At 64.1% G+C, this 26,604-nt stretch carries 20 protein-coding genes and 1 tRNA gene; 5 read left to right on the top strand and 16 right to left on the bottom strand.

What is annotated here, in order from left to right; translation table 11 throughout:
• Nucleotides 1-177: 177 nt before the first annotated feature.
• Both mazG and LT988_RS03175 read right to left on the bottom strand, forming a co-directional pair.
• Nucleotides 178-978 carry a nucleoside triphosphate pyrophosphohydrolase gene (gene mazG, locus LT988_RS03180; protein ID WP_232408801.1) on the bottom strand — a complete coding sequence of 267 codons (801 nt, stop codon included), beginning with the start codon at nt 976-978 and terminating at the stop codon, nt 178-180.
• 82 nt (nt 979-1,060) lie between these two features.
• On the bottom strand, nt 1,061-1,423 hold the full coding sequence (locus LT988_RS03175; protein WP_232408800.1) for a hypothetical protein: 363 nt from the start codon (nt 1,421-1,423) through the stop codon (nt 1,061-1,063).
• A gap of 589 nt (nt 1,424-2,012) precedes the next feature.
• Between LT988_RS03175 and LT988_RS03170 the strand changes: the two genes are divergently transcribed.
• Nucleotides 2,013-2,089, top strand: a tRNA-Arg gene (locus LT988_RS03170).
• 693 nt (nt 2,090-2,782) lie between these two features.
• On the opposite strand, the gene LT988_RS03165 is transcribed toward LT988_RS03170, so the two are convergent.
• Nucleotides 2,783-4,393 carry a hypothetical protein gene (locus tag LT988_RS03165; protein ID WP_232408799.1) on the bottom strand — a complete coding sequence of 537 codons (1,611 nt, stop codon included), beginning with the start codon at nt 4,391-4,393 and terminating at the stop codon, nt 2,783-2,785.
• A gap of 218 nt (nt 4,394-4,611) precedes the next feature.
• Between LT988_RS03165 and LT988_RS03160 the strand changes: the two genes are divergently transcribed.
• The gene (locus LT988_RS03160; protein ID WP_232408798.1) at nt 4,612-4,755 is read left to right on the top strand and encodes a hypothetical protein; all 144 of its coding nucleotides are present in this window, start codon (nt 4,612-4,614) and stop codon (nt 4,753-4,755) included.
• 260 nt (nt 4,756-5,015) lie between these two features.
• On the opposite strand, the gene LT988_RS03155 is transcribed toward LT988_RS03160, so the two are convergent.
• The 12 genes from LT988_RS03155 to LT988_RS03100 all read right to left on the bottom strand — a co-directional run bounded on the left by LT988_RS03155 (nt 5,016) and on the right by LT988_RS03100 (nt 20,634).
• Complete coding sequence (locus LT988_RS03155) at nt 5,016-6,212, bottom strand: RtcB family protein (protein ID WP_232408797.1); 1,197 nt, start codon at nt 6,210-6,212, stop codon at nt 5,016-5,018.
• Between the two features lie 302 nt (nt 6,213-6,514).
• Complete coding sequence (gene rsgA, locus LT988_RS03150; protein ID WP_232408796.1) at nt 6,515-7,603, bottom strand: ribosome small subunit-dependent GTPase A; 1,089 nt, start codon at nt 7,601-7,603, stop codon at nt 6,515-6,517.
• A gap of 418 nt (nt 7,604-8,021) precedes the next feature.
• On the bottom strand, nt 8,022-9,752 hold the full coding sequence (locus LT988_RS03145; RefSeq protein ID WP_232408795.1) for a nickel-dependent hydrogenase large subunit: 1,731 nt from the start codon (nt 9,750-9,752) through the stop codon (nt 8,022-8,024).
• 1 nt (nt 9,753) lies between these two features.
• Nucleotides 9,754-11,073, bottom strand: a complete 1,320-nt coding sequence (locus tag LT988_RS03140; protein ID WP_232408794.1) for a (Fe-S)-binding protein — start codon at nt 11,071-11,073, stop codon at nt 9,754-9,756.
• Entirely contained in the window at nt 11,070-11,732 is a 663-nt protein-coding gene (locus LT988_RS03135) for a hypothetical protein (RefSeq protein WP_232408793.1), read from the bottom strand. The genes LT988_RS03140 and LT988_RS03135 overlap by 4 nt, the downstream gene beginning before the upstream one ends.
• A complete protein-coding gene (locus LT988_RS03130; RefSeq protein WP_232408792.1) occupies nt 11,729-12,838 on the bottom strand; it encodes a hydrogenase small subunit in 1,110 nt (369 codons plus the stop codon). Before LT988_RS03130 ends, LT988_RS03135 begins: the two co-directional genes overlap by 4 nt.
• Nucleotides 12,839-12,855: 17 nt before the next feature.
• Nucleotides 12,856-13,308 (bottom strand): hydrogenase expression/formation protein, encoded by a 453-nt coding sequence (locus tag LT988_RS03125; RefSeq protein WP_232408791.1) that lies wholly within the window; start codon nt 13,306-13,308, stop codon nt 12,856-12,858.
• A gap of 213 nt (nt 13,309-13,521) precedes the next feature.
• Nucleotides 13,522-14,556 carry an agmatine deiminase family protein gene (locus tag LT988_RS03120; protein ID WP_232408790.1) on the bottom strand — a complete coding sequence of 345 codons (1,035 nt, stop codon included), beginning with the start codon at nt 14,554-14,556 and terminating at the stop codon, nt 13,522-13,524.
• A 269-nt stretch (nt 14,557-14,825) separates the two neighbouring features.
• On the bottom strand, nt 14,826-15,440 hold the full coding sequence (locus tag LT988_RS03115) for a response regulator transcription factor (RefSeq protein WP_232408789.1): 615 nt from the start codon (nt 15,438-15,440) through the stop codon (nt 14,826-14,828).
• The gene (locus LT988_RS03110; RefSeq protein ID WP_232408788.1) at nt 15,437-17,743 is read right to left on the bottom strand and encodes a PAS domain S-box protein; all 2,307 of its coding nucleotides are present in this window, start codon (nt 17,741-17,743) and stop codon (nt 15,437-15,439) included. The genes LT988_RS03115 and LT988_RS03110 overlap by 4 nt, the downstream gene beginning before the upstream one ends.
• Before the next feature lie 331 nt (nt 17,744-18,074).
• A complete protein-coding gene (locus LT988_RS03105) occupies nt 18,075-18,506 on the bottom strand; it encodes an STAS domain-containing protein (protein WP_232408787.1) in 432 nt (143 codons plus the stop codon).
• 262 nt (nt 18,507-18,768) lie between these two features.
• Nucleotides 18,769-20,634, bottom strand: coding sequence for a putative bifunctional diguanylate cyclase/phosphodiesterase (locus LT988_RS03100; protein ID WP_232408786.1), 1,866 nt, complete (start codon nt 20,632-20,634; stop codon nt 18,769-18,771).
• A gap of 343 nt (nt 20,635-20,977) precedes the next feature.
• Here LT988_RS03100 and LT988_RS03095 point away from each other — a divergent pair, with 343 nt between their 5' ends.
• From LT988_RS03095 to lolD, 3 genes are all read left to right on the top strand, one after another.
• Nucleotides 20,978-23,968 (top strand): chemotaxis protein CheB, encoded by a 2,991-nt coding sequence (locus LT988_RS03095; RefSeq protein WP_232408785.1) that lies wholly within the window; start codon nt 20,978-20,980, stop codon nt 23,966-23,968.
• A 186-nt stretch (nt 23,969-24,154) separates the two neighbouring features.
• Nucleotides 24,155-25,405: a lipoprotein-releasing ABC transporter permease subunit gene (locus LT988_RS03090; protein ID WP_232408784.1), complete on the top strand. Its 1,251-nt coding sequence runs from the start codon at nt 24,155-24,157 to the stop codon at nt 25,403-25,405.
• Nucleotides 25,398-26,096, top strand: coding sequence for a lipoprotein-releasing ABC transporter ATP-binding protein LolD (lolD, locus tag LT988_RS03085; RefSeq protein WP_232408783.1), 699 nt, complete (start codon nt 25,398-25,400; stop codon nt 26,094-26,096). Before LT988_RS03090 ends, lolD begins: the two co-directional genes overlap by 8 nt.
• Here the strand turns inward: lolD and LT988_RS03080 are convergent.
• Entirely contained in the window at nt 26,042-26,593 is a 552-nt protein-coding gene (locus tag LT988_RS03080) for a DUF2062 domain-containing protein (protein ID WP_232408782.1), read from the bottom strand. The two genes, lolD and LT988_RS03080, sit on opposite strands and share 55 nt — an antisense overlap.
• Nucleotides 26,594-26,604 lie beyond the last annotated feature (11 nt).

Genomic DNA, 26,604 nt, shown 5'->3' with positions numbered 1-26,604 from the left:
CGTCTTGGAATTTCATGCGACCGATGCGGGTCACGCCTGCCGCCTCTCCCTCCAGTGCCCCGGCAGGACGCGGTTCAGTTGATAAAAAAATCTTAAAACCGCGCCCGCTGCAACGCCCGTTAGTGACTCCAGTCTTCGATCCCGATGAGACCGAGCCGATCTCAAGAATGCGCGGTTTTAGCGCTCCTCGGATTTGATGAGATTCCACAGCCGCTCCATCTCCCCGCGCATAGCAACACTTGGCGCCTGTCCCCCGGCGCGCAGGCAGACCTCGACCCGCCCGAAGCGCCGCTCAAAACGGTGGTTCGCCGCCCGCAGCGCCTGCTCGGCATCCACGCCCATGTGGCGGGCGAGATTGACACAGGAGAACAGCAGGTCGCCGATCTCATGAACCCGCTCGGTCGGCTCGGCGTGGGCGCGCAACGTCTCGCGACACTCCTGCAGCTCTTCGAGCACCTTATCGAAGACCTCTTCCATCTCGTCCCAGTCGAAGCCGACGACGGCCGCGCGCTTCTGCAGCTTCTCGGCCCGAACCAAGGCGGGGAGGGCTTGGGCAACCCCTTCGAGCACGCTCCCGATGGGTCGCTGGCGTTTGCTTGCACGCTCGGCGGCCTTCTCGCGTTCCCAGTTCGCGCGCACCGCTTCCTCGTCCTCGAGCTCCGCGTCTCCGAAGACATGCGGATGACGGCGGATCATCTTCTCGCTGATCGATTGCACTACGTCGGGAAAGGCGAAGCTGCCTTGCTCCTCGGCGATCCGGGCGTGATAGACCACCTGAAGCAGCAGGTCGCCAAGCTCCTCGCGCAGCTCCTTCATGTCCTCGTTCTCGATCGCTTCGGCGACCTCGTAGGCCTCCTCCAGCGTAAAGGGCAGGATGCTGCGGAAGGTCTGCTCCTGATCCCAGGGGCAGCCGTCCTCAGGGTCGCGCAGCCGCGCAACGATGGCGATGAGGTCGGCAATCGAGTCGTGTCGGTTCATAGGGTCGGGGTGTTCCGGTCAAGGGCGGTGACGGTTTTCGGGTGACGCAGGGCCGAAACGGAGTCGCTCCGCGCACCGAGCCTCAGCCGCAACCATACACGAATCCGTCGAAGACGATTCCAAGCAAGATCGCGCCGATTCCGCCCCATTTCCAGTAGGCGCGGGGAATGCCGACGATCTCGTCCGGGCGCGAGCGAGTCGGATCCTTGAGGATCTCGTAGAGATGCGGTGCAGCCATGAACCACGGCAGAAATCCGAAAAACGTCGGCACCGCGAGCCACAGTGGGACAGGCTCGTTCAAGAACAGCGCCACGGCCAAGACCGGCAAGAGCACGAGATAGCCGGCGGTGAGCTTGGCGTCCAGAGATTTCTGCGACGTGGTTGCGAACGTCAGGAGTGCGACGATTCCCCAAGAGGCGACGATCAGGATGAGGACTATGCGCATTGGGGTCGCGGCGATGCCAGTGTTTGAGCTCGTTGCGATGGTCGAGAGGCTCGGGTTCTGTGAGCCAGGGCGTCCGAAACGGGATGCGACCGAACCAAGGTTTGCGTTGCGCCGGTTGCCGTGCGCGCGACAGTGCCGTCGGACATGTTAGCGGATCCACCAACCAACGGTCCATCTCGGGCGCACTGCCGCGCGTTGGTTCACGTCTTTCGCGTTGGTTCACGTCTTTAGGGATATCCTGAAACAAACCATCACCTGGTAGTTCGAGCTGGTGGTGCGCGAGGCAGCGGTCTCGGTGCGCGAGGCCTCCGAGCTGGCCCTCGAGGATGAGTACGGCCGGTAAATGGAACTGGTTCTGCCCGACGGCATCCCGGTCGGCGAGCGCGTCGCGAGAGAGAATTCCGCCGGCGCGATTGGTCGACAGTTCCGGCGTCAACCGAGGTGAATCGAGCCTCTTGACAGCTGGCCTCCAGATCCGGAAGATACGCTGCTCGGTGGTGTCAGAGACAGTCTGCACCACCAGCGCTCAAACAGTCTGCAGGCATGCCGGACTGGATAGAGCCTCCACGGATGGAGCGCCATGCTCAAAGCGCCCGTAGCTCAGCTGGATAGAGTACCTGGCTACGAACCAGGTGGTCGGAGGTTCGAATCCTTCCGGGCGCGCCATATAGAACAAAGGCTTGGCATCAAGTATGGTGCCGAGCCTTTTTCTGTTATGGCGAAATGTCGAAAATTACCCCCACTTTTACCCCCACCCCCGGAAAAGCTTGATGGGAGTTTCTTGAGCAGGGGGCTCGTTTTGCGAAACAGATTCACCATTCGACATCCTAGTCGCAGAGCAACCCGCCCAGCCCTCTCTCCATCAACCGCAGCCGTTTTGCCATCCCCGCAAGCGACTCTTTGACGAGCGCGTCTTACTCGCTCCAAAGCCGCTCGAAGGTGCGCCGATGCATGCCTTTCGGCCGTTCTCCGGTTAAGTTCAGGATGCAGGGCTCCCAGCTCAGCCGTCGCCGAACGCTCTCCGCTCACCGCATCGCGCGGTGATCAGCAGTGTCCCGCTGGCAGTCATAGGCGAGACGGTAGCTGTGCCGGCAGGTAAAAAAGCCCGATCCGCCGAGGTAGAGCTTGACCACTCTTCGCCCGCAACCACTTGCGGGGCAGAGGAACCAGGGGCGCGATCCGCCATCTGTGCTGTTGCTTCCAACATGATCTCGTCAAGGATTTCTAAGATTCGCTTGCCTGACTTCCGCCGATCTTCGCGCACAGCGTCAGCGGCCAAGAGGCGGTGGCAGGGGCCGTTCTCGACCCAACCTGACTAGGGTTCCTTGACGAACAACTTTCTGCGCGCGTGAGTCAAGTTTAAACCGGCGCAAGTTTGGCCTGCTCGAACAGGTCCGCGAGGGCCTGTTGCAGCCGGCTCATGGCGGTGGCGATGGGCCGGTTGGGTGCCTTCGGACAGCCGTCGAACACTTGGGACAACCCGGGTCGCAGGATGCGGCTGTGGACCTTGGTGAAGAACAGGGCCACCCGCAGTCCCGCATCGGTGACCCGGTAGCGATGGCTCTGCGGGATCCGTTCGATGAGGCCATGCAGCCGGAGTCGGCGCAGATCGTAGGTCATCCGGCCGGGTGAATAGGCCGCGAGCGGCAACCCCAAGGCCTGGGCCATCCAGGTGCGCATCCCGGCGTGGCGGAAACCCTCGGGCAGGGTGAGGAACAGACACAGGGCGGTGAAGAGGGCCAGCACCCGCGGATCATCCAAGTGCAATCCGGGGGCGCGTTGCCCGCCGACCACCTGCGGTTGGGTGACCTGATCGAACACCTCCTCGGCCAGGAGACAGTCCTGGGCGAGCGTCTCGACCTCCAGCAAGCGACGGTTGGCGTTGAAGCCGATGGCCCGCAGGGCAGGCAGGTTGTTGAGATTCCGTCCGATGCCGAAGTCATGGGTGTTGTTGATCGTGGTCTCGGTGCGCAGGGCCCGACCTTCCTTGAAGTACTGCTTGATCTTGGAGGCTTTGTAGCCGACATGCAGCGAAGGGATAACCCCTTGAGTGATGACGCGGGTATGAAAGCTCCCCGGCGTGCGTTTGGTGATCCTCCGGTTGAAGATCAGGCTGACCTTCTCGGGCCGCCCAAGATCGAGGTTTTCGCGGATGACCTCCTCGAACAGATGGCGCCCGGACAGTGGCCGGTCGAACACCTGCGTGCGGGCGAACTCCGCTTGCAGGATGGAGAGTTGAAAAGTGTAGCCGGCGGCATGGTCCTCCGCCGTGAAGGGATCCGGGAGGCGTCCCAGCCACTTGGCCACCAGCGCGGCGATCGTCTCCTCGCTCAGGTCATCGAGGATGCGTTGCGCGAGGGCCGGATCGGCGCAGCCGAGCAGGCCGTTGTCCAGGGCCTCGAAGGGAATGCCCGCCTTGGCCAACTGACGCTTGACGTGCTCATGACCGTTCAGACAGACCCGTGCGGTGTAGGGAAAGTAGGAGCAGAACTTGATGAACAGGGGGCCGAAGTCCGCGTCGACCAAATAAAAGTAGTCATGGTTGCACATCACCGTCCCGCGGGTGAACCAAGGGTACGGCTGACCGGTGTGGGCGCTGATCTTCTTGATCATGCGAAAACTGGCAAACCGCTCCTGGGCCTTGCCGATGTACAGGACACCCTCCGGTTGAGCGAAGTCGCGGAGCCGCTCGCGGGTCATGTCGTCTTTGCGCTGTCCCTTGGCGAAGGTCACGATCTCCACGCCCTCGCGTTGCGCAAACCGATCGATCGCCTTGACGAAGGCGCGGCTGATCGGGGCCATCAGCACCGTGGAGGCGACCTTGGCACCGCGATGGACCTTGAAGAAGTTGGCCACCCCGCCGCCGGTCTGCAGCCGCGGCTGATACAGGTTCAGATACAACCGGTCGATTCCTTCGATATCCAGCGTGACTCGATCTTTCAGGAGTTCACCGACGGTTTGGACTAACATCACAGCAGGCCCCGGTTGGCATCTTGGCCACGCGCCACACGCCGCTACGTGCGGCTACCAACGGAAGTTTAGCCTTCCGTCGCTCAACCGGGGCCGCCCGACACCCGAGCGCACCCCATGACTCGTCGGTCTGAGGCGAAGCCTCGCTAGGATTATCGTAGAATCGGGTTCGAATCCTGTCGGGCGCGCCAATTCAACGCTTTGCCGACCCAAGCCCAATGGGGTTCTGCACCGAACGCAGTGACCTGTTCCCGCTTTTGGTCGACGACTACGACGATGCCCTGCTCGGTGCCCAGGGCGCCGACTCTCGCGACATCGTGCGATCCGAGACGATTTCGGCCGTTCTGGTGATCGGCGCCTAGCGCTGCTGTGGGTTCGGCAACAATTCCCAGTGCACCGCACGTGATTCGCATCATGCCTTGATTCGCCATGCCGGCGGCTTCTCGCGGGGGGCTTGGCCAATGCCGATCGGTCGCGGGAGCGGCGGTTTCCGGCGCCGTTCGCGGAGCAGTTTGGCGGATTGCACTGAATGGGTTTCGTTGGGGTCGATGCGCTGGTCGGCGAGCTCATCCGCCGTCCGTGGGGCGCTTCCGGTTCGGTCGGCCGCGATCGTCATGCCGCCTCAACCCTTCACGCAAACGACCTGTTTGAGCGTATGCACCACCTCGACCAAGTCCGCCTGGTTGGCCATGACCTGGTCGATGTCCTTATAGGCACCCGGAATCTCGTCGAGTACACCCTTGTCCTTGCGGCAGATGACCCCCTGCGTCTGAGCGACCAGATCCGCCGGCGTGAACTGCTTCTCGGCCGCGGTGCGGCTCATGCGCCGCCCGGCGCCATGGGCGCGGGAGCAGAAGCTCTCGGGATTGCCCTTGCCGCGGACGATATAGCTACGTGCGCCCATGCTGCCGGGGATGATGCCGAGATCGCCCGCGCGTGCCCGGATCGCACCCTTGCGGGTGACCCAGACGTTGGACCCGAAGTGGTGCTCGCGCTCGACGTAGTTGTGATGACAGTTCACCACCGCGTCGGTGACCGAGAAGGCCGGCAGATGCCGGGCGAGCGCGGCCAGCACCAGAGTCATCATCTGCTCGCGGTTGGTCCGCGCATAGGCCTGCGCCCAAGAGACCGCGGCCACGTAGTCGTCGAAGTGCTCGGAGCCCTCCGGCAGGTACGCGAGATCCCGATCGGGGAGCTGAATCATCCAGCGCTCCATGTCGTGCCGCGCCAGCTTGATGAAGTAATGGCCAATGGCATTGCCGATGCCGCGGCTGCCCGAGTGCAGCATGACCCAGACGCGCCCGGACTCGTCGAGACAGACCTCGATGAAATGATTGCCGCCACCCAGGGTGCCGATCTGGTTGACCCAGTTGGAGAAGCGCCCGAAGGCCTTGAGCAGCTGCGGGTGCTTCTCGGTCAGTGCGGCAAGGGGTGCGGCGAAGGGCGTGGCCGCCTCGGTCAGGGCGCGCTCGTCACGGTGCTGGGAACGCCCCACCGGCACGTCGCGGCTGATCTGGTCGAAGACCTTCTTCAGCGCCCGCTCGTCGAGCTGCTCGGCGCCGAGCGAGGTGCGCGCGGCGGCCATGCCGCAGCCGATATCGACACCCACGGCGGCCGGGATGATCGCGCGGTCGGTGGCGATGACGCTGCCGATGGTTGCGCCGATGCCGGCGTGCACGTCCGGCATGGCCGCGACGTGACGATGGATGAAGGGCAGCTTGGAGAGATTCACCAGTTGCATGCGCGAGCGTGGGTCAAGCTCCTCGGTCCAAACCTTGACCGGCGTGTCGCCCTCGGTGATGACCTGCTTGATCGTCATGGTTGCTCCTGCTGCTCGTTCGGCGGCGCTCGATGGCGCGTCGCAGCGGCTCGCCTCAAAGCCGCGGTCGGTCTGATCCGAGGGATCGAACACCGCCGGTTCGTGATCTATGTCGTGCGTGGGGAATCGTCCGCACGATTTCGTTCGGTGGTGGTGCCCGTCAAGATGCAGATCGCCGCACCGTCGAGCTCACGGGCTGACTTTACGCCCAGTGCCTTCGAGACCATGAAGCTCTGACCGTCGTATGTTCGATCTTGTGCCGGCGAGGGGCTCGCCGATCTGGTCGTCAAGTCGGACCTTGATCAGGACCGTCGGCGCGACTTGGCCTCGGTCATCACTCTTCGGACCATCTTGCCGAATTCTCGGTCTTTTGTCCGGCGCTCGGCGAGACTCGCGGAGTTGAAGGTGTCCTCCGCCAGAAGCTTGCGCCAGCGGAGAAGTCGCGTAGGGTCGAGTCGGCCATGCTCGATCGCATCCCGGACAGCACAGCCGGGCTCGCTTTCATGTTGGCAATCCCCAAACCGGCATTGAGCCGAGAGCATCTGAATGTCCTCGAAGGTATCGGCGATGCCGGACGCGGCGTCTGTCAACTGCAATTCCCGCATGCCAGGTGTGTCCAGCACGAGGCAGCCTCCGGGGATCAGGTGAAGCTCGCGATGCGTCGTCGTATGGCGTCCCCTCGCGTCGTCTTCGCGGATAGCCCGGGTCGCGATCGCATCGGTGCCCGCAAGGGCGTTGGTCAGGGTCGATTTCCCGACACCCGATGACCCAAGGAACGCGACCGTTCGGCCTGGCTTGCACCAGGGTGACAGCACCTCCGGAGGCTCGTCACCTCGGGCGTCGAGCGCGAGGACCGGCACCCGGTCCGAGACGTCGCGGGCTGCGTCGATCCAGGATTGCAGATCCGTCGCCAGATCAGCCTTGGTGAGCACGATGACTGGCGTGATCTCCGCCTCGAAGGCGAGCGCGACATAGCGCTCCAACCGGGCAAGGTTGAAATCCTGATTGCAGGAGGTGACGACGAAGGCCGTGTCGATATTCGCCGCGATCAGTTGCACCTCTCGGTTCGTGCCCGGCGCCCGTCGTTTGATAAGACTTTTCCGAGACAGGACGCGGCTCGCCCGAGGCAGCGCGCGATCCAGCAGCAGCCAGTCCCCCACGGTCGCGTCGGCGCGCGGTGGGAGAATCTCGTCGATGCCGGCGCCAACGATGTGCAGGCCGCTGCGATGCACGGCGACGACGCGCACCGCGGGCGAATCCGACAGTGCCTCCACGCTGATCTGTTGCGCGAAGAAGGGGCCCCAGCCAAGTGTTTCGAGCAGCGCCTGATTGCGGCCGACAGAACCGGCGTTCGCGCTGCAGGGAAGGAGTGCGGAGTCGTCACGGTTCATAGCAATGGCCTCTTGTCGTCGCCGAGCAGCTGGTCGTCGCGGCGGCGAAGCGGCGGTATCGCTTTCGCTCGACCAACGTCTTGACGAGGATCATCGATGCTTGGCACGAGCACGTCGGATCGAGCAATGCGCCGAAGGGAATCGGTTCTGCCGGCGAAGTCGGCGAGGAACACGGCATTCCAAGCCGAGCCAGCCGCGCCGGCGCGGCCGTCCCGGTTAGCACCTCATCGTTCGTGTCATCGCAGCATCAGAGTTTTCCATCATGAATCGCGCTTGTCGAATCCTGCTTCTGCTCTTGCTCTTGTTGGCCCTCTCGGGCGGTCTGGCTGCCTGAACTCGGTCCCGGTGCTCATGAATTCCATCGATTCCAAAGAAAAAGGCCGCGTTGAGCGGCCTTTTTCTCTTCAAAACGATCGTCTTAGGTGATCTTGATCTCCATCTGCTCCCCCGTTTCCGGATCGGTCAGATGCACCGCGCAGGCGATGCAGGGGTCGAAGGAGTGGATGGTGCGCAGGATCTCGATCGGCTGCTTGACGTCCACCAGCTGGTGGTTGTCCTGCAGAGCGGCCTCGTAGGCGCCGGGTTGATCGCTCGGGTCCCGTGGGCCGGCGTTCCAGGTCGAGGGAACGACTGCCTGGTAGTTGGCGATCTTGCGGTCCTTGATCACGATCCAGTGACCGAGCGCGCCCCGCGGGGCCTCCATGTAACCGGCGCCGCGGGCCTCCGCGGGCCAGCTCGACGGCTCCCAAAGGGTCTCGTTGAAGGTGCGGCTGTCGCCGGCCTTGATGTTGGCGATCAGTTGGTTGTACCAGTCCTGTGCGGTGTCGGTCAGGATCTTCGTCTCCAAGGTCCGGGCCGCCGTGCGTCCGAGCGTCGAGTAGAGGGCGCGCACGGGCAGGTCCAGCGTGGTGAGGGTCATCTCGACCAGCTCTTTGGTCTGCTCGTGGCCGCTGGCGTAGAGCAGGAGCACGCGGGCGAGCGGGCCGACTTCCATGGCGTGACCCTTCCAGCGCGGCGCCTTCATCCAGGAATAGCCGTCGTTCACGTCGAGTTGCGTATAGGGCGGTTTCACGCCGCCGCGGGCGTCGTATTCCAGGTTGGTTTCGCCGTCGTAGGGGTGGAGCCCCTGGTCGTTTCCGCCCGAATACTCGTACCAGGAGTGGGCGACGTATTCCTGGATCTGACCGGCGTCGTGCAGGTCGATCTCGTGGATGGTGCTCAGATCGCGATTGAGGATGACACCGCGCGGGAACAGGAACTGCGCCGGATCCATGGTCCCGGTGGCCGGCAGGTCGCCGTAGCTCATGAAGTTGCCCAGGCCCTCGCCGCGCTCGCCCCAATCCTTGTAGAAGCTCGCGATCGCCAGCGTGTCCGGGACATAGACCTGATCGACGAAGGTCTGCATGGATTGCAGGATCTGCTGCACCTCGGCCAGCCGTTTGGCGTTGATGGCCGAATCCGAGTCGATGTCGATCGGGGAGGGCACGCCGCCGACGACGAAGTTCGGATGCGGATTCTTGCCGCCGAAGATGGCGTGCAGCCGTGCGACATCACGCTGCCAGGCCAGCGCCTCGAGATAATGGGCGACCGCCATGAGGTTGGCCTCGGGCGGCAGCTTGTAGGCGGGATGGCCCCAGTAGCCGTTGGCGAAGATGCCGAGCTGGCCGGATTCCACGAAGGTCTTGATGCGCTTCTGGGTGTCCGCGAAGTAGCCGGGCGAGGATTTGGGCCAACTGCTGATGGACTGGGCCAGATCCGAGGTCGCCTTCGGATCCGCGCTCAGCGCGCTGACCACGTCGACCCAGTCGAGCGCGTGCAGGTGATAGAAGTGCATCACATGATCGTGCACGAACTGCGAGCTGATCATGAGGTTTCGGATCAGCTGGGCGTTGGGCGGCAGCTCGATCTTGAGTGCGTCCTCCACGCTGCGCACGGAGGCGATGCCATGGACCAGGGTGCAGACGCCGCAGATGCGCTGGGCGAAGGCCCAGGCATCGCGCGGGTCGCGGCCCTTGAGGATGGTTTCCAGGCCGCGGACCGACGTCCCGGAGCTGTAGGCTTGGGCGATATTCTCCCCGTCCATCTGGGCCTCGATGCGCAGATGGCCCTCGATACGGGTGACGGGATCGACGACGATGCGTTCGCTCATGTCAGTTCTTCTCCACCAGGTGCTCGGCGATCATCTCGGTGAGACCGACCACCGGGATCTCCATGTTGAATTCCTCCAGACCCTCTTCGAGCTGGGTCCGGCAGGTGGCGCACATGGTGACCATGCGTTCCGGGCTGACCTCCTCGATCTGCGCCTTTTTGCGCTTGAAGGCGGCCATCTTGAGCGGCTCCGCGCGCTCGTTGGAGCTGACACCCCCGCCGGCACCGCAACACCACTGGAACTTGCCGTGCTCCTTGAGCTCGACGAAATTCTCCGCCACCAGGCCCATGAGGTTGCGCTGCTGCTGGATGACACCGCTCTTGCGGGCCAGGTTGCACGGGTCGTGCATCGAGAGCCGATCGGTCTCCATTCCCTCGGTCTTCAGTCGACCGCTCGCACGTAGCTCGTCGAGGACCTCGATGATGTGGAAGACCTTGAAGGGGTAGGGCCGGCCGATCAGGTTCGGGCCTTCCCAACGGATGGCCGTAAAGGCGTGTCCGCACTCGGGACTGATGACCTTCGGCACCTTGAGCGTTTCGGCGGCGGCCACGACACGCTCGACCAGTTGGGCGGCGATGTCCTTGTTGCCGATCTGGATGCCGGCGTTGGTCGCCTCGAAACACTCGGTCGAGAGCGTCCAGGTCACCCCGGCGTGGTCGAAGATCTTGGTGATGGCTTCGAGATACTCGGGGAAGTTGATGATCTCCATCGAGGAGAGCAGCACGAGATACTCGGCGCCGGGCTGGTCGACCGGGACCTTCAGCCCCGAACTGGTCTCGACATGGTTGATCTGCACCGCCAGCGTTTTCCATTGCAGCCCCATGGGGCTGCCGGTCTGGATGGCGCGCACCGAGGCGGCGATGAGGCCTTCCGGCGCATGTCCGGCCTGCACCATGCCTTCGCGTGATTTGCGGATCATTAGCGCGAGATCGTTGCCGACCGGGCAGACCATTGAGCAGCGACCGCACATGGAGCAGGAGTCGTAGAGCAGCTCCTCCCATTCCGCCAGCATCGCGTCGGTCACCTTGTGATTGAGGCCGAACAGTCCCTTGATCTTCCCCCAGAGGGTGAAGTCGTTTTCCCAGACGCGTCGCAGGGGCTCGAGTTTGAGGATCGGCGTGTACTTGGGATCGCCGGTCTCCAGGTAGAAAGGACAGGCCTGGGCACAGATACCGCAGTGCACGCAGCTCGAAAAGAAGGCCGCGACGGGCCCGTCGACCTCGGCGCGAAAGGCCGCGAGACCGCGTTCGAGTGTTAGCTCGCTCGCCTTCGGGGCATCCTGAGACTGCGCACGGCCCTGTTCAAGTGTCAGCTCGCTCATGACTGAACCCCCTTACGGCCGAATGCGGCCCCGTTGTACCAGCGTGCGATGAAGGTCGTGAAGATGTGCGTCAGCTTGGTGAAGGGCAGCAGGATCAGCATGACCTCGGCCGAGAGGATGTGCATGCCCAAAACCAGCGGATAGGGATTGACCAGGCGGTAATAGGCCAACCAGCCCGTGAGCACGACCGCGAAGACTACGGCCCATACCACATAGTCCTCGACCGTGCTGATGCGTTTCTTCACCGGATGCGTCATCCGGTGCACGAGTGTGGCGATCAGCGCGACCAGCGTGACGGAGGTGACCAGACTGATCACCGGGTTGGGCAACGCCGGCCAGGACAGGCCGGTCAGGCTCTCGATCAGCGCGATGTGCGGCAGGAAAAGCAGCAGGGCGATCAGAAAACCGATGTGCCAGATCCAGCCGACCACCACATTGAAGGGTGCGCGCTCGAAGGTGCCCGGGTCCGCGACGGTGCGGGTGACCATGGTCCGGAAACCCGGCCCCCACTCTCCGGCGCGGGCTTCGGCGAAGTTCTTCTTGCGCCCCAGCATGAAGATCTCGGCGATGCGCACCAGCAGACCGATCGCGAAGATCGTGATCGCGATATTGAACATCGGACCCTTGGTCCACAGCAGAAACTCCATCGAGCCGCTCATAGCTTGGCCTCCAATTCTTCGACCGTCACCGGTTGGCGATGGGCAACAGCCGTCTTGGTCTGCTTCTTGGCCAATGCCGCGACCGCGCCGCCGACGATCGCACCCGCCGCACCCGCGGCCAGCACGTTGACGCCGGATGCCGAGGTCGGCACCGAGACCGTGTTGTAGAAGCCGCCGGCATCCCAGAATCTCGGCTCGGAGCAGCCCAGACAGGGATGGCCTGCCTCGACCGGCCAACTGGTGCCGTCGTTCCAGCGCATGGTCGCGCAGGCGTTGTAGGTGGTCGGACCCTTGCAGCCGAGCTCGTACAGACACCAGCCCAGCCGCGCACCCTCGTCGTCGAACGTCTTGGCGAACAGCCCCTTGTCGTAGAAGGGGCGGCGATAACAACGGTCGTGGATCGACTGACCGAAGAAGGCCATCGGGCGGTTGTAGGCGTCAAGCTCGGGCAGACGTCCGAAGGTGAGGTAATGGGCGATGACACCCGTGATGACCATCGGGATCGGCGGACAGCCCGAGACATTGATGACCGGCTTGTCTTTCACCAGATCCATGACCGACATGGCGCCGGTCGGGTTGGGGTTGGCGCCCGGCAGGCCGCCGAAGGTCGCACAGGTGCCGACCGCGATGACGGCGGCGGCGTTCTCGACCGTCTCCATGAGCATGGCGTAGTTGCTGTGACCGGCGACGGTGGAGTAGCCCGGATTGGAGTCCGGCCCCGGGATGGAGCCGTCGACGATGACCAGATATTCGCCCGGATTCGCCGCCATCGCTTGCTCGCGCGCGTGCTCGGCGGCATCGCCGGCCGCGGCCTGCAGGGTATGGTGATAATCGAGCGAGATGACGTCGAGAATGAGGTCTTCGAGCGTCGGGGCATGACTGCGGGTCAGCGATTCGGTACAGCCGGTGCATTCCTGGAACGACAGCCAGATGACCGACGGGCGCTTGGCCTGCTCCAGCGCCGCAGCGATCGCCGGCGCCATGCTCGGCGGCAGTGCCATCATCGAGGCGGTCGCGGCACAGAACTTCAGGAAGCCGCGGCGCGAGACGCCACGTTCGCGAAGGCTCTCGCCGAGTGTTTTATCAGTGGGGTTACGGGCAGCCATAGTCCCTCCTTCAGATGTCAGGACGCGAGAGGCGGGTCGCTCTTGTCCGGGTTCAATCGGGCGTCGAGCGCGGCGATCGCGTCGTCCAGATCCTGCGGCTGCGGACACAGGATCTCGGGAACGGTCGCGATCTCGAGATGCAGGGCGAGGCGATGCGCCTCCGAATTCAGGTAATCCACCAGCCAGACCCCGGGGATGGCGGTCTCTTGGACGCGTGTCGGACCCAAGGCGTCGACGCTGGCTTGAACCTCGCCCGTGCCCAGCACGGACAGCAAGCGCTCCAGGTCGCCCGGACCAAACGGCATTGCCTTCAGGTCGATCTTCGTCGTCTCGCCCTTAGCGACCAGACGCGCCAAGGCATGGCGGACTTCATGCAAGACAGGTTCGGCGTTGCCGTGCCACTGCGCATCGACCTCGGTCTCGGCCGAGCCGGTTTCGATTACGACAGGAATCTGATCCAGCAATGACATTCTGCACACCTCGGCCTACTTGTTGGAGATTCTAGGCGCTTTGCTGCAGCCCTGATTTGATGCAGCGCAGCTCATTAGCACGTTAGCGAGATCGAATGATCCAAACCGCGTCCTCTGGAAGACCTGAACGCTGTCGGGTGTTCAAACGCTAGCGGATTCCGAGACCCTCTGCTGTGACGCGGTTTGGATGAGAAAGACGACGAACGCGGCGGTTTAAGCCAGCACGCCCTCCATCAGTTGCATGCTGATGCAGTGCAGGCTGCCGCCTTGGCGGATCAGGGGCCGACAATCGACCGGCAAGACGGCGCGGTCCGGGAAGAGACGGCGGAAGATGTCGAGCGCCTCGGTGTCGGCGAGCGTGTCGTAGGTCGGCACGAGCACGGCGCCGTTGATGAGGAGAAAGTTCGCGTAGCCGGCCGGGAGGCGCTCGCCGTCGCCGTCCAGAATGGGGTCGGGGGTCGGCAAGGGCACCAGCCTGTAGGGGCTGCCCTGCGGGTCGCGAAACCCTCGAAGCTCCTGCTCCATCGCCTGAAGCGCGTCGAAATCCGCATCGGTCGGGTCGGTGCAGCGGGCGTAGCAGAGTGTGTCGGGCGCGCAGAAGCGAACCAAGGTGTCGATATGTCCGTCGGTGTCGTCGCCGCTGATGGCGCCGTGCTCAAGCCACAGGAAACGACGGATGCCGAGACGCTCGGCGAGGATCCGCTCGATTGCGTCGCGGGTCAGGCCCGGGTTGCGGCGCGGGTCGGCCAGTGTTCGGGTGACCGCGAGCAGCGTGCCCCGACCGTCGGTCTCGATCGCGCCGCCTTCGAGAACCAGGTCGACGGGCTCGCGCGCTGTTTCTCCGAAAAGACCGCCTGCGCTCAGCGTCTCGGTGATGCGGTCGTCGCGATCGGCGGCGAACTTGCCCCCCCAGCCGTTGAAACGGAAGTCGAGCAGGAGGCGTTCTCCCGATTCGGTGCGAACGCCGATCGGCCCGTGATCGCGCGCCCAGGTGTCGTTGCCCGGGGCGACCCCGAAACGCTGGCTGTCGGTATCGGCGCCGGCGGTTGCGAGGCGTGCGCGGATGGCCGCGGCATGCTCGGCGTTCCGGCAGACGTTCAGCAACGGCTCGTAGCGCCCGATCAGAGCGGCGAGGTCGGTATAGAGTCGCTCGACCCGATCCAACTGATCGGCCCAGTCGGTGTCCTCGTGAGGCCAGGTGAGCATGACCCCGCTCTGGGGTTCCCACTCGGCGGGGAATCGGCGCATGGCAGGCAACTTCGGCAGGTGGTCGATCGATCCATTGTATGCCGCGCGGTCGCCTTTAGGCCCAGTTCAGTGCTTTTGACATTCAAACCGTGTCCAGAGAGATGCTCGTTTTCGAGTGAGCTCGATGTTGGGAGCATCCACGGCCCTGAGCGGAGACGCGGTTTAGAATGAGAGATTTTTAATACCTTAATCCGCGCAGGCTCCAGCGGCCGTTAAGTCTGCCGTGGCCGATCCCAGCCAAAAACGTCGCGTACCGCGCTGGGCGCGGTTTAAGGCCGCAGCCGGCACGCGAGCGTTAGGCGGACCAGATCGGCAGTTGAATGGACTCCGAGCTTGCGCATGAGGTTCGCGCGATGCGTCTCGACCGTTCGCACGCTGAGATTGAGCGCGCCGGCAATCGCCTTGTTGGTGCTCCCGTTGACGATCGCCTCAAGCACCTCGCGCTCCTTGGCGGTGAGCTGCTCGAGCCGCTCGGCGATGAGCCGCGGGTCGCCGATCTCCTCACGGAAGCGTTCGTCCGCGGCGAGCGCCTTGCGCACGCGCTGCAGGAGATCTTGGTGATTGACCGGTTTTTGGATGAAGTCGACGGCACCGGACTGCATCGCCCTCACCGCCATCGGCACGTCGGCGTGTCCGCTGACCATGATGACGGGCAGACCGATGCGGTGCGTGCGCAGGACCTCGAGCAGCTCGAGTCCGTCCATCTCAGGCATGCGCACGTCCAAGACCAGGCAGCCTGAACCCTCGCAGCCTGGATCGGCGAGAAACCCGGCTGCCGACTCGAAGACCTTGACCGGCATGGATACCGATTCGAAGAGCCAGCGCAGAGAATCGCGCACGTCCTCGTCGTCGTCGATCACGAACACCGTGGACTTCGAGCTCATTTCGGGTCTCCGATGGCTGTGTCGGGCGCACTGTCGAGCGGCCCATCGGCCGAGCTCGCGGGTGATCCGTCGGTCGAATGGCCCGGACGATGGGCGGGCAGCGTGAACGTAAACACCGCGCCGCCCCTGGGCCGTGGCTCGGCCCAGATACGCCCGCCGTAGGAGTCGACGATGGTTCGGCTCATCGAAAGCCCCAGCCCGGTACCGCCTTCCTTCGTCGTGTAGAAGGGATCGAACAGGCGGCTCGGCTCGGTCTGGCTCAGACCGATACCGCGATCGGCTACGACGACCCTGACCTGATTCGGGTCGGCGCGCTCGATCGCGACGCGCAAGCGGCGTTCGGCGGGTGGCGTGTCGCGCATCGCGTCCATGCCGTTGATCAGGAGGTTAATCAAGACCTGCTCGATCTCGACCGGATCACCGCTGGCGAAGGGAACGTCGGCGCCGACGCGAATCTCGACCTTCACACCGTTCGCCCTGGTCTCCGGCTCGATCATAGCGACCGCGGCGCGGCCGATGGCCTCGAGGTCGATGGGTCGGGGCGTGCTGGCGTGCTGCTTGGAAAAATCCCGAATGCGCTCGATGATCCTGCCCGCACGGGCGGCGAGCCTGGAGATTTCATGCAGCGCGAGACGCAGCGGCTCGACATCCGTCGGTGCGCTCTCGAGACGCTCGAGTGCCCCGCCGGCATAGGTGCTGATGCCCATCAGCGGCTGGGCGACCTCATGGGCAATGGCGCTCGACATCTCCCCCATGGTGCTGATGCGCCCGACCCTGAAGAGTGCGTGGCGGTGTCTGGACTCGCGCTCTTCGAGCTGTTTGCGGGCGGTGATGTCCTCGATGACGCCGATGAAATACCGCAGGTCGCCGCTCGAATCGCGCACGGAGGCCATCGTCAGGTTGCACCAGATGGCCTGGCCCGACTTGCCGATATGTCGCAGCTCCAGGCTCTGCGCTCCGCTTCGGTCTTTGTCCCGGTCGTAGGGCGTGACCTCGCCGATCCTCGCGATGTAGCGCATCAATGCATCGTGATCCTCCGGGTGGACCAGACCGCGACAGGTTCGGGCGAGCAGCTCCTCTTCGGTGTAGCCGAGGATGTTGCAGAGCTTGCGGTTGACGCGGAGAAACAGGCCCTGTTGGTCGAGGTGGCAGATGCCGACTGCCGCCTGCTCGAAGGTTGCGCGAAAACGCTCCTCGCTTTCGGAGAGCGCGCGCCGCGTCGCGAGGATGTCGAGGATGTCCGCAAGCCGTCCGGCGAGCGCCCGTGCCAGGGTCAGGTCGCCCTCGTTCCAAGTGCGTTCGACTCGACACAGATGCAGTCCGAGCAGCGAGGGCCGATCACCCTCGGGACGCACTGCGATGATCAGGCGCGAGCGCGGCGCGAAGCCACCGCCGAGGATCGGGACGGCGCGCGGATCCGGATCCTGCACGGGGTCGGAGGTGTTCAGGGCGGAGCGGATCAGGCCGCGCAGCGGGCCGTCGGTTGGGACTGCACGGTCGGTCAAGGGTTCGCCTGGGCATCCCGGAACGGTGGCCTCCGCCAGGATACGGACTTCGTTCGCGTCGGGATCGCATGGATAGAGCAGCCAGGCGCGATCGACCCGCAGGAGATTCTGCACGACCCGCAAGAGGTCGTTCAAGACGGTCTGTGGGTCGAACGCCGCCGTCGCCGCGGCCGACAGCCGCTCGAGCCCGCTGACCAGCCGATGTCTCGACTCCGCCGCGGCTGCTGCGCTATCGCGTTGCCTGCGCTCGCGCTCCGTGCGCTTGCGCTCGGTGATATCCGAAAGAATGACGCGGATCTGCGGCGGCGTGCTCCCGTCCTCGCGCCGGCTTTCGAGCATCAGGGTCTGCGGTTCCGCGACGTCGGCCGTGTCGTCCGCCTTCAGGCGTACTTCGCAGATCGTGGGTTCCTTTCCGTGCAGCACATCGGCGATATGGGCCTGCAGGCGGGTGCGCTCCTGCGGAAGCAGGAAACCACCCAAGGTGCGGCCGATCAGAGTGTCTCGGGACTGCCCGAGGAGCTTGGCGCCGGTCAGGTTGATGTCTTGGATCCTGCCCACGACGTCGATCGAGAGATAGCCGACTGGAGCGAAATCATAGAGGTCCGCGTAGCGCTCGCGAGACTCTTCCAGAACCTCACGCATTGCGAGCAGCTCGCGGTTTTGCTGTTCGAGCTCGATCTGATGGACCTGCAGCTCATGCACGAGGCGGGTCAGCTCGTGCGACCCATTGCCTGCGCGCTCGAGCTCCGCCAAGAGTCGCGTCAGTTGTGCATCGCTTGCTTGGTCGAATCTTGCCATTGGAGCGGCACCTCCATTGTGCTGCCGGCGGTTTGGGCTCCGATGCCGGTATTCGGTAGTGTGCTCGAAACCCGTTTCGGGTGTTGCCGTGCCGGGGTGTGTCGTTTCGGTTCGATGTTTGCGGTTCGCGGTTCGCCCGTCTGCGATGCCTTACGGAATCGCCCTCGGCCTCTCGGCCCAGCTCCGGAGCTCGGCGAAAACGCTCTCCACACACCTTCATTCTAGAAGATTCGGGCCGATCCGTGTTCGGTCGTTCCGGTGCGGCAACAATGACCTGCTGGGGTTGAGTAAGGTGTCGGGCGATGGCCGATGAGTCGGCGGACCGGGATGCTCACATCAAGAAGGGTCGCAGAGTCGCGCTGTCTAGATCGATGCCGTGGATTCGGATCTGCTCCACGCCTTTTTCCTGAAGCTGCCGGGCGACCAAGACAAGTGCTGCGATCCCGGAGTCGAAGATCCGGTCGACGCTCGTGAGGTCGAAGGTACAGGCGTCGATACTCTCGTCGACCGTTTGGCCGATCAGCGACAAGGCAAAGGCGCAGCGCAAATCGAGCGGGCCGTCGATCCGAATTCGCAGGTGGCCGTCCTCGATCTCGTAATCGAGATCCGCGGCAGGGGCTGCAATCCTCGGGTTACGGTTGCCCGTTTGCTTGGTGCCCCCGCGCCGGTCATCGCCGAGTCCGAAAGTCCTGATCGCCTGATCGCCCTTAGCCTGCAAGGCCGAGGATGCCGTCAGCGCGCGCATCGAGTCGAGTCGTGTCATGGTGGTGTTCTCCTCCCCTTCATTATCGTTCTGTGTTGCGCCGATTTCCTCCGGCGTCCTCGCCCGTCAGCGCGGCGCCGTCGCTGATCGGCACGGGCAGATGACGCGCGAATATCGAGCCGTATCGTAGACAAGCGCAGCGCAGTTCACCAACATCGGCGCGTGAACCGGTGGGCTTCGCTCTCGCTCGTCCACCCTGCCGGCCCTCCTTGCAACAAGGCCCGGATCGGCGGACCCGCTCCGGCCCTCGCCGAGTGGCTCCTCAGGTCCAAGTCTTGACGAACCGCATCAGCTCGTCCGGACCCAGCGCCTGGGTGTAGAGAAACCCTTGCGCGATCTTGCAGCCGGCCTGCTTGAGGAAATCGGCCTGATGCTGCGTCTCGACACCCTGAGCGACGACGCGCATGCCCAGAGTCCTGCCCAGCGCGAGGATCGCGCGTGCGATTGCTGCATCGTCACTGTCTTGCGGGAGTCCGTCGATCAAGGATTTGTCTATCTTCAACTCCCCGATCGGCAGTCGTTTCAAATCCACGAGCGAAGAAGAGACCGCGCCGAAATGGTCGATCGTGAGCTCGATCCCCAGCTCCTTCAATCGGCGAACCGTCTCCAGTGCCGAGGCGGAGTCCGAGACGGGTCCCGTCTCCGTCAGCTCCAGGTTCACCAGTCGCGCATCAAGATCCAACTCGCGGAGCAAAGCTTCGAGATCGTCGGCAAATTCCGGCCGCTCAAGTTCGCGTTTTGACAAATTGATCTTGATGCGAGTTCCGTCGTTGAGCCCCTCGGTCTGCCAACGCTTGCGCTGAGTGCAGGCGGTCCGCAGCACCCAGGTATCGATTCCGCGGATCAGCCCGGTCTCCTCGGCCAGGGCTAGAAACCCATCGGGCGCCAAGCAGCCGAGCACCGGATGGTTCCATCGGACGAGCGCCTCGATGCCGGGAATGCGACGGGTATCCAGATCGAGCTGGGGCTGGTAGGCCAGCATCAGCTCGCCGCGCTCTACCGCGTGGGCTAGACCCGATCTGAGCAGGATTCGGTCGAAGGCCTGCGCGGTCATGTCCGCGGCGTAGAAGCGGAAGGTATTGCGACCGCTCTGTTTGGCGATGTACATCGCCGTGTCGGCTTGACGCACCAGGTCTTCCGCCTCCGCGCCGTCGTCCGGACAGAGACTGATGCCGATGCTGACGGTCAGCGCGATCTCGTCTCGGGGACCGGCATAGGGACGCCTCAGCAGCTCGATGAGCTTGCGCGCGACCGCGGCGGCGGCGTCCGGCGAGTCCACCGGGGCGACGAGCATGAGGAACTCGTCCCCGCCGATGCGTGCGACCGTGTCGTCCCTGCGGACTTGCTCTTTGAGCCGAGCAGCAACGTCTCTGAGGACCTCGTCGCCGAAGAGGTGTCCGTAGCTGTCGTTGATCAGCTTGAAGCGGTCCAGGTCGATAAATAGGACCGCGAGTCGCTCCCCGGTGCGCTGCGCCCGTGCGATCGCCTGATCGAGCCGGTCGGAGAACAAGGCGCGGTTGGCCAAGCCGGTGAGCGGGTCATGCAGGGCGAGCTGCGAGAGCGTCGCCTCCCGCGCCTGGAGTTGCTCGAGCAGGTGTCGCTGCTCGGTGACATCGAGCATGACGGTGAGACAGACCGCCTCGCCGTCTTCGCCCCGCGCGGGCTCGCTCTCGAGCCTGAGATCGCGGGCATGCCCGGTCTGGGGCCGGGTCAGCCGGACGCCGAGGGAGCGGTGCTCTGCGCTGCCTTGCACTGCCTCGATGTGCGCGTGCAGCGCACGTGCTTGACCGGCATCGAGATGATTCCAGAAGGGCGTGCCCGTGAGGTGCTCGCGTTCCTTACCGAGCATGGATGCACCGGTCAGGTTGATTTCGCGAATGATACCTCCGCGATCCAGGGTGCAATAGCCGACGGGCGCCCGGTCGTAGAGACGGGCATAGCGGTCCCGCGAGATCTCGAGCGCACGCTGGGCATCTCGAAGTTCTCGGTTTTGTTGGGTCAGCTCGATCTGATGCGTCTTCAAATCGTGCATGAGGCGCTGCAGCTCGTCTTCGCTGCCCGCCTGTTCCAACGACCATTTGCTCGATGGATCGGCGTCCTCCCCGTCCCATTCCGGATGTCTTGCCATGTGTGCGCCCATCGTGCCCTGTTCGATTGAATCCGATTGAATCGATATCGAGCGCCGGCTCCTCGACGCGTGGAATCTACCCGGCCGATCACCTGCGTGCCGAGGATTCCGATGTTGGCGTTGCCCGGTTGGCATCCCTGTCGTTTACCGAACGCAAGTATATGAGTAAATTGTGGATTCTTGCATTGTGGCTTTACCTGGGCTGGCTAAGTAGTCTTACGGACCAGCCGATGAATCGATTGGATCCCCGGTCGGGCGCGCGATCGCACGCGGTTGCTCGCCGCGAGTTGACAGCCCGCCCCGTCCGTGTACTGATCCCCTGGTCGACCATGAGGAGTCACCGATGAGCTCTGATCCGCAAACATCCAGGCATGACACTGCGCCGGAGTCTTCCCCCGAGCTCTACCAAGACCCTTCCCGCGTTACCGAGTCCGAGAACGGCGTCTTCCCGATCGTCGGGATTGGGGCCTCGGCCGGCGGGCTCGATGCCTTCCGTCGTCTGCTTCACCATCTACCGACGCGCACCGGCATGGCTTTCGTGCTGATCCAGCATCTGGATCCGGCACATCCGAGCCTCCTGGTCGATCTGCTGGTCGGGGCGACCCGGATGCCGGTGCGGGAGGCCGTGGACGGCGAGTCGGTCCAGCCCGACCAGGTGTATGTCATCCCGCCGAACTGCTCGCTCGGGCTGCATCATCGGCGGCTGCTCGTGTTGGCGCGCCAGGAGGAGCGCGGGCTGCACCTGCCGATCGACATCTTCCTGCAAACCCTGGCGGACGATTTGGGGCCAAAGGCCATCGGTGTGGTCCTGTCCGGGACCGGTTCGGACGGCACCCTGGGGCTGAAGGCGATCAAGGCGGCCGGCGGAATGACCTTCGCCCAGGACGAGGGCAGCGCGGAGCACTTCGGGATGCCGGGCAGCGCGATTACCGCCGGTTGTGTCGATCTGGTGTTGGCTCCGCCGGAGATTGCGAGCGAGCTCGCGCGCATCGCGCGCCATCCCTATCTGCGCCAACCTGCGCGCACGATCGCGCAGCTGCCGAGCGGCAACGAAGAGGATCTCGGCAAGATCTTCATGATGCTGCGCACGCGCACCGGAAACGACTTCAGCTTATACAAGCGCGACACCATCCTGCGCCGGATCAAGCGGCGCATGGCCGTGCACCGGATCGAGCGGTTTGCCGGATACGTGCGCTATCTCCAATCCGAGCCGGAGGAGATCGGGAGACTGTTCGACGATCTGCTGATCAGCGTCACGGGATTCTTTCGCGAGCCCGAGGCGTTCGACGCCCTGCGCGAGAAGGTCTTTCCGGTCGTCTTCGCGGAGCCGGACGCGGAGCGCCCGGTCCGTGTCTGGGTGCCCGGCTGCGCCACCGGCGAGGAGGCCTACTCGATCGCCATCGCCATGCTCGAGTATCTGGGAGATCGGGCGACCGGGACACGCATTCAGATCTTCGGAACCGACATCGACGCGAAGGCGATCGAAAAGGCCCGCACAGGTCTCTTCGCCGACCCGCTGGTCGCGCACCTGGCACCCGAGCAGCTGAAGCGTTTCTTCGTGAAGGAGGCCGGCGGCTACGAGGTCGCCAAGCGGGTGCGCGATCTGTGCATCTTCGCGGTGCAGAATCTGGTGAAGGATCCGCCCTTCTCCAAGTTGGATCTGGTCTCCTGCCGGAATCTGATGATCTATTTCGGTCCGCCTCTGCAGAAGCAGGCGCTGCAGATCTTCCACTACGCCCTGGAGCCGAATCGGTTTTTGATGTTGGGTTCCTCGGAATCCATCGGGGCGCGGGCCGATCTCTTCGCACTCCTCGACCAGAAGAACAAGATCTACACCAAGAAATCCAATGCGCCTCGGCTCGACCCTGCGCTCATGCCGCGTGCGTTTCAAACCCCCGGCGATGTCCCTGTCGTTTCCCCTGCGAAGGGTCTTCAGGAGCCGATCGATCTCGCCGAAGCGGCCGACCGGATGATCCTCGAGCACTACGGGCCGCCGGGCGTGGTGATTTCGAGCGACCTGGAGATTCTGATGTTTCGCGGCGAGACCGGTCGCTATCTGGATCCCATCCCGGGTGCGGCAACCCTGAATCTACTCAAGCTCGCGCGCAGGGAGCTCGCCGTGGAGCTGCGCGCGGCCATCCAGGAGGCGCGCACGAGCGGCGCATCCGTGAGCAAGAGTCGGGTCTGGTATCGGCGCAACGGAACCGATGCCTGGGTCGGTCTGCAGGTGCTGCCGATCGACATCGGCAGCGGGGCACCCGATCGGCTGTTGGTCCTGTTCGACGAGACAGCGGCCGCCGAGCCGGGCTCGGTCGCCGCGCTCGGCGTCGCGAGCGAGCCCCCGATGCCGGTGGACGAGCGCATCGTTGCGCTCGAGCGCGAGCTGACCTCCACGCGCGACTATCTCCAAGCGATCATCACGGAACAGGAGCGCAACAACGAGCAGCTTAGGTCCGCCAACGAAGAGATCCAGTCCGCCAACGAGGAGCTGCAGAGCACGATCGAGGAGCTGGAGACGGCCAAGGAAGAGCTGCAATCCACCAACGAGGAGCTGGCGACCGTCAATTGCGAGCTGGAAAATCGCAACAACGACTTGGCCCAGGCCAACAGCGATCTCGGTAATCTCCTCCTCAGCGTCCATCTTCCGGTGCTGATCCTGGGGGCGGACCTGCGCATCCGTCAGTTCACGCCGCAGGCCGAGCAGCTCTTGAACCTGATCTCCTCGGATCTCGGACGGCCCATCGGAAACATCAAGCCGAATATCGAGATTCCCGATCTCGAACAGCGGGTTCAGGCGGTCATCGATCAGGTGACCCCGCAGGCGCTGGACCTTCAGGATAAGGACGGCCACTGGTATTCGGTGCGGATTCGCCCCTACAAGTCCGCAGAGAACCGCATCGAGGGCGCGGTGATCGCCTTCGTCGACGTGGACGAGGTGAAGACCTCCGAGGCTCGCCTACGCCATGCATTGGAGCAGGAGCAACGTCTCGCGGCCCTGGTGAAGGATGCCGAAGATGCCATTACGGTGCAGGGCTTCGACGGGTCCATCCGTGCCTGGAACCCGGCGGCCGAGCGCATCTACGGGTATCGCGAGAGCGACGCCTTGGCGATGTCGGTGGAGCGACTCATACCGACCGAGGCGAAGGCGCTCCACCGGGCGACGATCGAGCGCCTGCAGCGCGGCGAGCGCGTCGAGACGTTCGAGAGCGTACGCGTGCGCGCCGACGGCAGTCCGCTGGCCGTGCTGATCCACCCCATCGCGCTGCTGGACATGCGCGGAACACCCTACGCGTTTGCAACCACCGAGCGCCCCGCAAGTAAGACCGACACCTAACCGGGTAGGGCGGACAAGCGCAGCGCGGTCTTGCGAAGCTGACGGATAGCTGGGTGGACTTCGCTAACGCTCGTCCACTCTACGGGAACCGTCCACCTGGCGCTCGTCCACCCTCCGGGCTGGTTCGCCGGCACCCCGCTACGGTTTTCGGGCGCGCCCGCGACCTTTGTGGTTAAATCCCGCGCCATGTTCCATCCCATCGCCATCTACATCGGCCTGCGCTACACGCGAGCGAAGCGCCGTAATCATTTCATTTCCTTCATCTCCGGCACCTCGATGGTGGGCATTACGCTCGGCATCGTGGCGCTGATCGTGGTGCTCTCGGTGATGAACGGTTTTCACAAGGAGATCCAAGCTCGCATTCTGAGCATGGCCTCGCACGCGACCCTCGCCGATCCCTACGGTGGAGGTATCAAGGACTGGCGCGAGGTGCTGGAGCGGGTTCGCGCCCATCCGGACGTCGTCGGCGCGGCACCCTTCGTCGAGGTTCAGGGGATGCTGGTGAACGGCTCCCAGGTGAGCGGCGCCCTGATCCGCGGCATCATTCCAACGGAGGAAGACCAGGTCGCGGAGCTGCGCAGAGACATGGTTGCGGGCTCGGTGGACGACTTGGTCGACGGCGAGTTTCGGATCATCCTCGGGCAGGATCTGGCGAATTTCCTGGGCGTGATGCCGGGGGACAAGGTCACCGTCGTCACGCCTCAGGTGAGCGCGACGCCGGTCGGGATCATGCCGCGGCTTAAGCGCTTCACCGTGAGTGGGGTCTTCTCGGTCGGCATGGCGGATTACGACCGCAATGCCGCCTTCATGCAGATGGACGATGCGGCCAAGCTGTTGAGCCTGGGCGACGCGGTCTCGGGTGTTCGGCTCAAGTTGACCGACATGTGGTTGGCGCCGCAGCTCTCGCGCGACATCGCCTACGAGTTGGACGGGGTCTATCGCGTCTTGGACTGGACCCAGGTCCACAGCAACTTCTTCAGCGCATTGGCGATGGAGAAGCGCATGATGAGCATCATCCTCTTCCTGATCGTGGCCGTGGCCGCCTTCAACATCGTCTCGACCCTGGTGATGGTGGTCACCGACAAGCAGGCGGATATCGCCGTGCTGCGTACCCTGGGTGCCTCGCCCGCGCGCATTATGGGGATCTTCATGGTGCAGGGGACGGCAATCGGTTTGGTCGGGACCCTTATCGGGATGGTGGCCGGGGTGATCCTGGCGCTCAATGTCGAGAGCGTCGTCGCCGGGATCGAGGGGCTCTTCGGCGTTCACTTTCTGGATCCGACCATTTATTACATCAGCGCGCTGCCGTCGGACGTGCATCTGAAGGACGTGCTCTTCGTCGGCGGCGCGGCCTTCGTGATGTCGGTGCTTGCGACCATCTATCCGGCCTGGCGTGCGGCCGCCACCCAACCGGCCGAGGCCCTGCGTTATGAGTGATCTCATGCCGGTGTTGGAGGTCCAGGGCCTGTCGAAGACCTTCCGACAGGGGCCGCTGGAGGTCGAGGTGCTGCGCGATGTGGATTTTCGCGTCGGTGCCGGCGAGCGGATCGCGATTGTCGGGGCCTCGGGCTCGGGTAAGAGCACCCTGCTGCATTGCGTCGGCGGACTGGAGCGCCCGAGCAGCGGGAGCCTGCGCTGGCTCGGCCAAGAGGCCAACCGGCTCTCCGAGGCCAAGCGCGGCCTGCTGCGCAACCGCCATCTCGGTTTCGTCTATCAGTTCCATCATCTGCTCGCCGAGTTCACCGCGCTCGAGAACGTCGCCATGCCACTGCTCATCGGCGGCAGCCGGCCGGCGGAGGCACGCGATCGTGCGGCCGCGTTGCTCGATCGCGTGGGTCTGGGGAGTCGTGCACGGCACAAGCCCGGCGAGATGTCGGGCGGCGAGCGTCAACGCGCGGCCGTCGCGCGCGCCCTGGTCACCCATCCGGCCTGTCTCCTGGCGGACGAGCCCACCGGGAACCTCGATCGGGTCACCGCCGCTCGGGTCTTCGATCTGATGCTGGAGCTCAATGCTGCGATCGGGACGAGTCTGGTCATCGTCACCCACGATCAGGAATTGGCCGGGCGCATGGATCAGGTCTGGCGATTGGACGACGGGCGGTTGTCGCGCGACGCCGAGGCCCGGTAGCGTTCACGCCGCTGCCGGATGCGGCGCATCAGCCGTTGGCGCCAGAGCTGCTGAATCGTGAGATACCCCAGTCCCGAGCAAATGATTCCGCACACCAGGTTGCCCAGCGCCAACGGCCAGATCACTGCGAGCCAGTGATGCCAGTTCAGCCAGTACTCGAGCTCGATTTCGCCGGGCTCGATCCCCAGCATCCAGCAGCCGAGTCGATAGGTGAAATAGAACAGCGGCGGGATGGTCACCGGGTTGGTGACCCAGACCAGCGCGACCGAAATCGGTAGATTGACCCGAAGGAGGATAGCGGCCCCGGCGGCGATCAGGGACTGGCCGAAGGGTGGCAGAAAACTGACGAATATTCCGAGCGCAGTCGCGCCCGAGACCGAATGCCGGTTGAGATGCCAGAGGTTCGGGTCATGCAGGAGCTTGCCGAAAACCCCGAAACGGCCGCTGGCTCGGATGGCTCCGGCGGCGGGTAGATTTCGCTTTAGCCATCGTTTCACGCCGCAAGTCC

Origin of the sequence: Thiocapsa bogorovii (genome assembly GCF_021228795.1) — a bacterium.
GTDB lineage: Bacteria > Pseudomonadota > Gammaproteobacteria > Chromatiales > Chromatiaceae > Thiocapsa > Thiocapsa bogorovii.
The sequence above is the reverse complement of the archived record's forward strand: the minus strand, read 5'-3'. Positions and strand labels throughout refer to the sequence as shown.